Origin of the sequence: Hydrogenophaga sp. NH-16, assembly GCF_004006415.1 — a bacterium.
GTDB lineage: Bacteria > Pseudomonadota > Gammaproteobacteria > Burkholderiales > Burkholderiaceae_C > Hydrogenophaga > Hydrogenophaga pseudoflava.
Map to the genome: position 1 here is coordinate 4794282 of NZ_CP029344.1, position 10719 is coordinate 4805000.

General features: G+C 61.8%; 4 protein-coding genes and 9 pseudogenes (1 of these 13 cut by a window edge). 5 read left to right on the plus strand and 8 right to left on the minus strand.

What is annotated here, in order from left to right; translation table 11 throughout:
• Positions 1-52: 52 nt before the first annotated feature.
• Positions 53-1249: pseudogene (locus DD542_RS24305) on the minus strand (preprotein translocase subunit SecA); the annotation flags it as partial.
• On the opposite strand from DD542_RS24305, the gene DD542_RS24120 reads away from it, so the two are divergent.
• A complete protein-coding gene (locus tag DD542_RS24120) occupies positions 1166-2332 on the plus strand; it encodes an ABC transporter substrate-binding protein (RefSeq protein ID WP_241559835.1) in 1167 nt (388 codons plus the stop codon). The pseudogene DD542_RS24305 and the gene DD542_RS24120 sit on opposite strands and share 84 nt — an antisense overlap.
• A 915-nt stretch (positions 2333-3247) precedes the next feature.
• On the opposite strand, the gene DD542_RS23215 is transcribed toward DD542_RS24120, so the two are convergent.
• A complete protein-coding gene (locus DD542_RS23215; RefSeq protein ID WP_127807212.1) occupies positions 3248-3526 on the minus strand; it encodes a hypothetical protein in 279 nt (92 codons plus the stop codon).
• Between the two features lie 19 nt (positions 3527-3545).
• Here DD542_RS23215 and DD542_RS23220 point away from each other — a divergent pair.
• A pseudogene (locus DD542_RS23220) lies at positions 3546-3926 on the plus strand (ATP-binding cassette domain-containing protein); the annotation flags it as partial.
• Complete coding sequence (locus DD542_RS24125; RefSeq protein ID WP_241559636.1) at positions 3923-4798, plus strand: ABC transporter permease; 876 nt, start codon at positions 3923-3925, stop codon at positions 4796-4798. The pseudogene DD542_RS23220 and the gene DD542_RS24125, both read left to right, overlap by 4 nt.
• Here the strand turns inward: DD542_RS24125 and DD542_RS23230 are convergent.
• Positions 4740-5489, minus strand: a pseudogene (locus DD542_RS23230) (MerR family transcriptional regulator); the annotation flags it as partial. The gene DD542_RS24125 and the pseudogene DD542_RS23230 overlap by 59 nt on opposite strands.
• A 159-nt stretch (positions 5490-5648) precedes the next feature.
• On the opposite strand from DD542_RS23230, the pseudogene DD542_RS23235 reads away from it, so the two are divergent.
• Positions 5649-5819 (plus strand): annotated as a pseudogene (locus tag DD542_RS23235) (aminotransferase class III-fold pyridoxal phosphate-dependent enzyme); the annotation flags it as partial.
• Position 5820: 1 nt separating this feature from the next.
• Here the strand turns inward: DD542_RS23235 and DD542_RS23240 are convergent.
• From DD542_RS23240 to DD542_RS23250, 3 pseudogenes are all read right to left on the minus strand, one after another.
• A pseudogene (locus tag DD542_RS23240) lies at positions 5821-6801 on the minus strand (FAD-dependent oxidoreductase); the annotation flags it as partial.
• Positions 6802-6911: 110 nt separating this feature from the next.
• A pseudogene (narH, locus tag DD542_RS23245) lies at positions 6912-7949 on the minus strand (nitrate reductase subunit beta); the annotation flags it as partial.
• Positions 7950-8002: 53 nt separating this feature from the next.
• Positions 8003-8968: pseudogene (locus DD542_RS23250) on the minus strand (sodium/proton-translocating pyrophosphatase); the annotation flags it as partial.
• A 61-nt stretch (positions 8969-9029) separates the two neighbouring features.
• On the opposite strand from DD542_RS23250, the gene DD542_RS23255 reads away from it, so the two are divergent.
• Positions 9030-10031: a DNA-directed RNA polymerase subunit alpha gene (locus tag DD542_RS23255; RefSeq protein WP_127807215.1), complete on the plus strand. Its 1002-nt coding sequence runs from the start codon at positions 9030-9032 to the stop codon at positions 10029-10031.
• Here the strand turns inward: DD542_RS23255 and DD542_RS23260 are convergent.
• Both DD542_RS23260 and rpoB read right to left on the minus strand, forming a co-directional pair.
• Positions 9970-10293 (minus strand): annotated as a pseudogene (locus DD542_RS23260) (hypothetical protein); the annotation flags it as partial. The gene DD542_RS23255 and the pseudogene DD542_RS23260 sit on opposite strands and share 62 nt — an antisense overlap.
• Before the next feature lie 201 nt (positions 10294-10494).
• Positions 10495-10719, minus strand: a pseudogene (rpoB, locus tag DD542_RS23265) (DNA-directed RNA polymerase subunit beta) (its annotated part continues 246 nt past the right edge of the window); the annotation flags it as partial.

The window sequence follows — 10719 nt, forward strand, 5'->3', positions numbered from 1 at the left end:
GTTCCAGCGCCTTGTTGATCCAGGGATGGACGATGGCTTCGCCTTCCTTGAGGCCGAGCTTCTGCAGCATCGAATCCATGCGGTCCGAGCCGAAGATGCGCATCAGGTCGTCCTGCAGCGACAGGTAGAATTTCGAGCGGCCGGGGTCGCCCTGACGGCCGGAGCGGCCGCGCAGCTGGTTGTCGATGCGTCGGCTCTCGTGGCGCTCGGTGGCGATCACGTAGAGGCCGCCGGCTTCGAGCGCCTTGGCCTTCAGTTCGGCCACCTCGGCCTTGATCGCTGCGGCCTTGGCGTCACGTTCGGGGCCCGGCTCCATGCCCTCGAGCTCACGCTCGAGACGCATGTCGAGATTGCCGCCGAGCTGGATGTCGGTGCCGCGGCCGGCCATGTTGGTGGCGATCGTGACGGCGCCGGGAACGCCCGCCTGGCTGACGATATAGGCTTCCTGTTCGTGGTAGCGGGCGTTCAGGACCTTGAAGTCCTTGAAGCCGCTGGCGCTCAACATGCCGGCCAGGAGCTCCGACTTCTCGATCGAGGTGGTTCCGACCAGAACCGGCTGGTTGCGCTCGCTGGCGGCCTTGATCTCGTCGATGATCGCCTTGAACTTCTCGTCGAAGGTCCGATAGACCTCGTCATCCTCGTCGATGCGCCGGATCGGCAGGTTGGTCGGCACTTCGAACACTTCCAGCCCATAGATGTTCTGGAATTCCTCCGCCTCGGTCGAGGCCGTGCCGGTCATGCCCGCGAGCTTGCCGTACATGCGGAAATAGTTCTGGAAGGTGATCGAGGCGAGCGTCTGGTTCTCCGGCTGGATCTGCACCTTTTCCTTGGCTTCGAGCGCCTGGTGCTGGCCTTCGGAATAGCGCCGTCCCGGCATCATGCGGCCGGTGAATTCGTCGATGATGACGATCTCATTGTTGCGGACGATGTAGTCCTTGTCGCGCGAGAACAGCTTGTGGGCCTTCAGCGCATTGTTGATGTGGTGAACGATCGCGACGTTCTCGACGTCGTAGAGCGAGGCGCCCTTCAAGAGGTTCGCTTCGCGCAGCAGGTTCTCGAGCTTTTCCGTGCCGACTTCGGAGAAGTTGGCCGAGCGCTGCTTCTCGTCGATCTCGTAGTCTTCTTCCGACAGAAGCGGGATGAAGGCATCGATCGTGGTGTAGAGATCGGAGCGGTCGTCGAGCGGTTCGCCGAGCCGTCTGACGGCAAAGTGAAGATCGGCATCCTGAACGATCAGTCCGGCGTCTATGCCGACTTCGGCGGTAAGTTCTCCTACGAGGCCGCCAAGATGGCGGTCGAGGATTACGGTGGCAAGGTGCTCGGTGTTCCGGTCGAAGTCGTCACCGCCGACCACCAGAACAAGCCCGACATCGCGTCCAACATCGCCCGCCAGTGGTATGACACCGAGCAGGTCGACACGATCATGGAACTGACCACCTCGTCGGTCGGCCTCGCCGTCCAGGCGCTGTCCAACGAGAAGAAGAAGATCACCATCAACACTGGTGCGGCTTCCACGGACCTGACCGGCAAGCAGTGCACCCCTTACGGCTTCCATTGGGTCTATGACACCCATGCTCTCGCCGTCGGTACCGGTGGCGCCATCGTTGAGCAGGGCGGCGACAGCTGGTTCTTCCTGACCGCCGACTACGCCTTCGGCTATTCGCTGGAAGAAAACACCGCCAACTTCGTCAAGGAAAAGGGCGGCAAGGTACTCGGCGCTGTGCGCCATCCGCTCGCCACCACCGATTACTCCTCGTTCCTGCTGCAGGCCCAGTCGTCGGGCGCCAAGGTCATCGGCCTTGCCAATGCCGGCATGGACACCCAGAACGCCATCAAACAGGCGGCTGAATTCGGCATCGTCCAGGGCGGCCAGCGCCTGGCGGCCCTGCTCTTCACCCTCGCCGAAGTTCACGGCCTCGGACTTGAAGCCGCCCAGGGCCTGACGCTCACCGAAGCCTTCTACTGGAACCGCGACGACGAGAGCCGCGCCTTCGGCAAGCGCTTCTTCGAGCGCACGGGAGCCATGCCGAACATGGTTCATGCCGGCACCTATTCCGCCGTCACCTCCTACCTGAAGGCTGTCGAAGCCGCCGGTACCGACGAGACGGAGGCGGTTTCCGCCAAGCTGCATGAACTGCCGATCAATGACGTCTTCGCCAAGGGCGGCAAGGTCGCCGCCAACGGCCGCATGATCCACGACGTCTACCTGATGGAAGTGAAGAAGCCGGGCGAAAGCGATGTCGCTTGGGACTATTACAACGTCCTGTCGACCATCCCCGGCGACGTGGCTTTCATGGACCCGGCCAAGTCCGGCTGCCCCCTGGTCAAGTAAGCAACCGAAGAACGCGGACAGATAAATGAGCAATGTCCCACCGGTCGAGTACCGTGTCAAACTGTTCCCCAACCTCTACTTCTGACTGGCTCAGGAATTCGAGGAGACTTCAACGCGGACTGGCCACGGACCAGGTCAGAAATGCCGTCGCAGGTGAGGAGCCAGCCGCCGTCAACGGCGGGGTCCACGCGGCGGATGAGCCATTCTTCGTCACGTACGACGGCGCGGGAGCCAGGGGGAAAAGGGAGCATGCAGCCAGGGTGTCTCTGTTGTTGGACCAACCAAACGCACGGAGAACACTCAAAGGCGCCAATGCACCAAATGAACTCGCTTCAGCAAGTCCCGGCATCCTCCAAACGCCTGTGTTGTAACAGAGTATTTGCACCCTCCCTGGCAACCAAGCTGGTTTCTAGTGAAACTGATGGCGCCAATGTCCATCCGTACAGGGGTAGTTCCCCAACCCATCATCTCGGGGTGTTGGTCTCAATACCGTTCTGCCATTCGGCACTGAAACGTCGAAAAGCCTCACTGCCAAAAAGCTGCGTTAGAGAATGGCCCACGGCAAAGGCCAGAAAAGCAGCAGCGAGAGAACCCACAGAGAAACAGCCGCCGCCCGCAACCCCGCGAAAACACTGGGCTCAGAAAGACAAAAGGCCCCCACTTGCGTGGGAGCCTTGTCTTACTGGCGGTGGACGCAGTCCGCAGCAAACCTGTATCGCGCCTGCAGTCGTTTTGGCCGCTCTTTCTCTTGCTCAGAAATTTATGGTGAGCGCTGGGTTCATTTGGTCGGACACCCACTAAAGAATAAACACGCGCGCACGTCCGCGCGCGCGAAAAAGGGACTCCGCACTCGGACGCTGCAAGCCCCCACCCTCCTGTTCGACCTGCCAGGCCCTGCCCTCTCCGGTCAGGAGCTCATGCCCGCTGGCCACCCACCATCTCCCAGGCCAGCCGAAGCTGCGGGTTGTCCAAGACCGCTTCCAGCGACGCGATGTCGGTGCTCATCATGCGCACGGGGTATTGCTCAGCTTTCTCCTTCCATCGGCTGATCACCTCGACCATCCTCTTGAGGAGCGTGCGCGCCTCGTTCTGAGGTATCCCGAATGCCACCGATTGCTTGAGCAGCTGATCCACATCCCATCGCAGGCCCGGCTCCAGGCTGGTGGACGGGGCCGATTGGTTTTCGGGCTCCATGCTCAAGGGGTTCGGATCGAAATTCCCCTGGCAGTTGTCTGGCGGCATGCAGCAGCGTGCCAATCTCTGCCGCGCGCTGATCCACGAACCGGAACTGCTGATGCTGGACGAACCCTTCGGCGCGCTCGACGCCTTCACCCGCGAGGAGCTCTGGTGCGTCATCCGCGACCTGCATGCAGCCCAGGGCGTCACCATCATCCTCGTCACCCATGACCTGCGCGAGGCGACCTTTCTCGCCGACAAGATCTTCGTCATGAGCAGCCGCCCCGGCCGCGTACTCGCCGAACACAAGGTACCCTTTGCCCGCCCGCGAGATCTTGAGCTGATGTACGAGACACCGTTCAACGACATGGTCCACGCCCTGCACGGCGAGATCGCCAATGCGCGGGTGGCCGCATGAGCACGATCGTGGAGAAGCCAGCCATGGCAGCGCCTGTCCGCACACCGCTGATCGCCCGCGTCAACTGGGTGCGCGCCGCTCCCTGGCTCTATACGCTCGCCCTGTTTGCCGCCTGGGAATTGCTGGTTCTCGGCCTCGACATGCCGCCGACCATCCTGCCCTCGCCGACCCGCGTCTTCGAGGCGATCGTGCAATACTGGTCGCCGATCTGGAAGAACTCGCTGCAGACGCTCTACACGACGACGCTCGGCTTCATCATCGCCGTCGTCGCCGGCCTAGGCATTGGCCTCTTTATCGGCTGGTCGAAGACCATCTATGCCGGCCTCTATCCGCTGATGATCGGCTTCAACGCCATCCCCAAGGTGGCGCTCGTCCCCGTCCTCGTCATCTGGTTCGGCATCGGCACGGTGCCGGCAGTGCTCACCGCCTTCCTCATTTCCTTCTTCCCGATCGTCGTCAACGTGGCGACCGGGCTTGCCACCATCGAGCCGGAGACTGAAGACGTCCTGAGGGCGCTTGGCGCGAAGAAGATGGACATCATGCTGAAGGTCGGCATCCCCCGCTCCATGCCCTATTTCTTCGGCTCGCTGAAGATCGCCATCACGCTTGCCTTCGTCGGTTCCGTGGTGTCCGAAACAGTCGCCTCGAACTACGGCCTCGGCAACATGATGAGCTCGGCCCAGAGCCAGTTCAACGTGCCGCTGGTCTTTGCCGGCCTGCTCATGCTCGCCGTCGAGGGCATCGCCATGTATGCATCCACAAGAGCACAGTCTCCCCATCGAAGCTGTTGTGCCAGGAATGCGGCCTGCGGCTTTCGAAATAGAAGCTGTCTCCGGCATGCAGCTCGAAGAAGCGGTCGCCATCGAGAATGATCTCCAGGCTGCCCGACAGCACATGGATGAACTCTTCGCCTTCGTGCTGATACGCCCCTTCGCTGGAAGCGCCGGGCGCCAACTGGAAGCGGTTGCATTCCATCTGGTTGCGGCCCTCGGCCAGAACCTGCACGGTTACCCCGGACGTCGTCGTCGGCCAGGTCGGCCATTTTCCGTCACGGATCAGGGATTCGCCGCCCTCGCCCTGCTCCTGGCCGCTGAGCGACGCGAGCGTCGTGCCGAGAAAGGCGGCGACGCCGTGCAGCGCCGTGAAGGAAAGGCCCTGAGAGGTGCGCTCGAAGGTGGAGAGCTGCGATACCGAGACGCCGGTGGCCTGCGCGACGGCCTCGAGCGTCTTGCCCGCATCCCGTCGCAGGCGGCGGATCTTGAGCCCCACCGGCATTTCCGCCGGCTCGGAACCACCCTCCGCTTCGCCCTCGGGAAAGTCGGCTCCGTCCGCCGCATCCTCGTCACGAAGGCTTTGACGGATCGCTGCCGGATTGAGCCCCTTTTCGCTGCGCAGCCAGGCAATGGTCTTCAGTCGCTCCACCAACGCGCGGTCATAGAGCCGCTGACCGGAGGGAGTCCGGATCGGGTCTATCAGTTCCTGCGTCTCCCACAGCCTGAGCGTCGAAGGGGAGACCCCCACCATCCGGGCGGCTTCGGCAATCTTGAAACGGATGTCATCCATGCGGATCGAACCCTGTCAGCGCGATGTCATTGCCATGGGTGATAATTGCGACAAACCATATTGCAAGTCTACAGAAAAAATGTAGGAAATATGGAAGCCTTGCGATCGAGCACGAATGGCCGACGCCCAGGGTCAACCGCTCACCAGAGGAACGAGACAATGAAGAACTCCGAAATCGCAGTTCGCAAGAACGATGCCATCTCGCGCGGCGTCGGCATGACCACCCAGATCTATGCCGCCAAGGCGGAAAATGCCGAAGTGTGGGACGTCGAAGGCCGCCGCTACATCGACTTCGCCGGCGGTATCGCGGTTCTCAACACCGGCCATCGTTCAACAGGTATTCGAGACCGATCGAGGCCTTGCCGATCAGGCTCGTGGCCTTCTCGTTCAAGGTCGGCACGCCGGTGACCTTGAAGGCGAGGCGAAGCTGCAGGTGGTCCTGCAGGTTCTCGCCGACATCGCGCACGTCCTTCTTCACCTCGATGCCGGCATTCTTCAGCACCTCGCCGCGGCCGATGCCGGAGCGCTCGAGGATATGCGGCGAACCGATCGCGCCGGCGCACAGCACCGTCTCGCGCCTTGCCGAGAACTGCTTGGTCACGCCGTCATGGTGGACCTCGACGCCGGTCACCGTGTCGTTCTCGATGATCAGGCGCTTGACATGCGCCTTGGTAATGACGGTGAGGTTGCCGCGCTTGACGGCGGGTCGCAGGAAGGCCTTGGCGGTGTTCCAGCGGATGCCGGAACGCTGGTTGACGTCGAAATAGCCGGACCCCTCGTTGCTGCCGCGGTTGAAGTCGGCGGTCTCGGGAATGCCGGCCTCCCTGGCCGCCTGCTGGAAGGCTTCGAGCACCGCCCAGCGGACGCGTGCCTTTTCGACCCGCCATTCGCCGCCGGCGCCGTGCATTTCGTCGGCACCCTTGTAGAAGTCTTCCGATTTCCGGAACAGCGGCAGCACGTCGTCCCAGCCCCAGCCCTCGCAGCCCATCTGGCGCCACTGGTCGTAGTCATAGGCCTGGCCGCGCATGTAGATCATGCCGTTGATCGAGGAACATCCGCCCAGCACCTTGCCACGCGGATAGCTCAGCGAGCGGCCGTTCAGACCCTCTTCCTTGGCAGTGGTGAAGCACCAGTCGGTGCGCGGATTGTTGATGCAATAGAGATAGCCGACAGGGATGTGCACCCAGTGGTAATTGTCGCTGCCGCCGGCCTCCAGCAGGAGCACGCGGGTCGACCGATCGGCCGCCAGCCGGTTGGCCATGACGCAGCCGGCGGTGCCGGCGCCGATTACGATATAGTCGTAGCTTTCCATGTCTTTACCCCGAGGGACATCGTTCCCAGCCCAGGGGCCGGGAATTGTCATTTCGCAATTTTAAAGCACTGTTCAGGCTGTCGGCAGCCGCGATCAGACGCGGTGGTCGAATACCAGACCATCGGCAGCGTGCGATATTCCGGGTGGAGCGGAAAGGCGATCTTCCAGTCCATCGCCATCTTGTAGACTGGCGACCGCTTGGCGGCTTCCAGCCAGGCATCCGGGACGCCGTCCTTGCGGGCCTGCTCGATGACGGCCGGATCGTTCGGATCGAGGAAGATCTTCAGCTGTTCCTCGTAGAGATCCTGCTCGTTTGCCGTGGATGCGGCCTCCGAGATACGGTCGGCATCGTACAGGATGACGCCGAGATAGCGGATGCGACCGACGCACGTTTCCGAGCAGACGGTCGGATGGCCCGCCTCGATGCGCGGATAGCAGAAGATGCACTTTTCGGATTTGCCCGAGTTCCAGTTGTAGTAGATCTTCTTGTAGGGACAGCCCGACACGCACATCCGCCAGCCGCGGCATTTCTCCTGGTCGATCAGGACGATGCCGTCATCCTCGCGCTTGTAGATCGCCCCCGACGGACAGGCAGCCGCACAGGTCGGGTTGAGGCAGTGCTCGCACAACCTCGGCAGATACATCATGAAGGTGTTCTCGAACTGGCCGTAGATTTCCTTCTGCACACCCTCGAAATTGTAGTCCTTCGAGCGCTTCTCGAATTCGCCGCCGAGGATCTCCTCCCAGTTCGGACCCCATTCGATCTTTTCCATCCGCTCGCCGCTGATCATCGAGCGGGGACGGGCCGTCGGCATGGCGCGGCTTTCGCCGGCCGTCTGCAGGTGGCCGTAGTCGAAGTCGAAGGGCTCGTAATAGTCATCGATTTCCGGCAGGTCGGGATTGGCGAAGATCTTGGCGAGGATGCGCCACTTGGCGCCCATCTTCGGCTCGATCTTGCCGTTCGACTTCCTGACCCAGCCGCCGTTCCACTTCTTCTGATTTTCCCATTCCTTCGGGAAACCGATGCCGGGCTTGGTTTCGACATTGTTGAACCAGGCGTATTCGACGCCCTCGCGATTGGTCCAGACGTTCTTGCAGGTGACCGAGCAGGTGTGACACCCGATGCACTTGTCGAGGTTGAGGACCATGGGCCGAAGGCGTCGAGCGCGACGATCATGCCGGCGAGACCCAGCATGGTGGTCACCGCGATCGCCGTGCCGAACAGGCCGGCCAGCTGATAGGTGGCGATGATGCCGCCGACGATGACGATAGCCGGGAGCGCCGTCGACTCCAGCGAGACGGCAAGGCCCTGGATCACGTTGGTGCCGTGGCCGGTGACCGAGGCTTGCGCGATCGAGTTGACCGGCCGCTTGTTGGTGCCGGTGTAGTATTCGGTGATCACGACGATCAGCGCGGTGACCACGAGACCGAGGATGCCGCAGATGAACAGGTTCCAGCCGGTGATGTCCATCCCGTTGACCGTGCCGATCGAGCCCCAGCCGATGGTGAGCGAGGTCGCTGCAGCAAGACCGAGGATCGACAGCGCGCCGGTGACGATGAGGCCCTTGTAGAGGGCGCCCATGATCGAGCCGTTGGTGCCGAGCTTGACGAAGAAGGTGCCGATGATCGACGTGATGATGCAGGCGCCGCAAATAGCGAGCGGATAGATCATCGCGATCTCAAGGGCGGCGGAGCCGGCAAAGAAGATGGCGGCCAGAACCATGGTGGCAACAACCGAGACCGCATAGGTCTCGAACAGGTCGGCGGCCATGCCGGCGCAGTCGCCGACATTGTCACCCACGTTGTCGGCAATGGTTGCCGGGTTGCGCGGGTCGTCTTCCGGAATGCCGGCTTCGACCTTGCCGACGAGGTCGCCGCCGACGTCGGCACCCTTGGTGAAGATGCCGCCGCCGAGACGGGCGAAGATCGAAATGAGCGAAGCGCCAAAGCCGAGCGCCACGAGCGAGTCGATGACTTCGCGCGAACCGCTCTCATGGCCGAGTACCACGGTCAGAATGTAGAAGTAGATGGCAACGCCGAGCAGGGCGAGACCTGCCACCAGCATGCCGGTGATGGCACCGGACTTGAAGGCAATGTCGAGACCGGCGGCCAGGCTCTGCGACGAGGCCTGTGCGGTGCGGACATTGGCGCGGACGGAGACGTGCATGCCTCTCGGTGTTAGCTCGGTAGCCACGATTGGATGGTGGCGACGAACGGAAGGTAAAATAATGATTCAGAAGAATTGGCAGGAACTGATCAAGCCGAACAAGGTCGAGTTCACCTCGTCCGGCCGCACCAAGGCGACCCTCGTCGCCGAGCCGCTGGAACGCGGTTTCGGCCTGACGCTCGGCAACGCGCTGCGTCGCGTGCTGTTGTCGTCGCTGCGTGGTGGTGCCGTCACTGCCGTGCAGATCGACGGCGTGCTGCACGAGTTCTCGTCGATCCCGGGCGTCCGGGAAGACGTGACCGACATCGTGCTCAACATCAAGGAAATCGCCATCAAGATGGACGGCGATGATCCGAAGCGCATGGTCGTGCGCAAGCAGGGTCCGGGCGTCGTGACCGCCGGTGACATCCAGACGGTTGGCGACATCGAAATCCTCAACCCCAACCATGTTATCTGCACCCTCGACGAGGGCGCCGAGATCCGCATGGAATTCACCGTCGCCAACGGCAAGGGCTATGTCCCGGCCGATCGTAACCGCGCCGAAGATGCCCCGATCGGTCTCATCCCGGTCGACAGCCTGTATTCGCCGGTCAAGAAGGTGTCCTACAAGGTGGAAAACACCCGCGAAGGACAGGTTCTCGACTACGACAAGCTGACGATGACCATCGAGACCGATGGTTCGATCACCGGTGAAGATGCTGTCGCATTCGCGGCCCGCATTCTTCAGGACCAACTCGGCGTCTTCGTCAATTTCGACGAGCCGCAGAAGGAAGTCGAAGAGGAAGCCGTCACCGAACTCGCGTTCAACCCGGCCCTCCTCAAGAAGGTCGACGAACTCGAGCTCTCGGTCCGTTCGGCCAACTGCCTGAAGAACGACAACATCGTCTATATCGGCGACCTCATTCAGAAGACCGAAGCAGAAATGCTTCGCACTCCGAACTTTGGCCGCAAGTCGCTCAACGAAATCAAGGAAGTTCTCGCTTCCATGGGCCTGCACCTCGGCATGGAAGTGCCGCGAGCTCGATATGGCCCATGCGCTCGCGGCGAACGCGCGACAGTGTGACTTCGACGCCGCACTTTTCGCAGATGATGCCCTTGTACTTCATGCGCTTGTACTTGCCGCACAGGCACTCGTAGTCCTTGATCGGCCCGAAGATGCGCGCGCAGAACAGACCGTCGCGTTCCGGCTTGAAGGTACGATAATTGATCGTTTCCGGCTTCTTGATCTCGCCATACGACCACGAAAGAATCTTTTCCGGGCTGGCAATCGAAATCCGGATGGAATCGAAGTGCTGCGCCGGTACCGACGGGTTGAAAAGGTTCATGACCTCTTGGTTCATGCCTGTCTCCTTGATGGGGCAGAAGAGCCCTCAATGGGATCGCGGTGCCGGCAAATTCCCGGGATGCCGAACCGGACCCTTAAATGACAATAACCGCCAAATGCGGCGAAACTTCCCTGCCCCGGTCCGACCGGATCAAGGCGGGAATGGCGTGCGAGGAAGCCCCCGCACGCCCTTGTCAACTTGTTATTCCGCCGCGTCGGGCAGCTGGCCGGCTGCCGCCTCGTCGACCTTCGAGTTCTCGAGCTCGACGCTGAGACCCAGCGAGCGCATTTCCTTGACGAGAACGTTGAAGCTCTCCGGAATGCCCGCCTCGAAGGTGTCGTCGCCGCGGACGATCGCCTCGTAGACCTTGGTACGGCCCGCCACGTCGTCCGACTTCACCGTCAGCATTTCCTGCAGCGTGTAGGC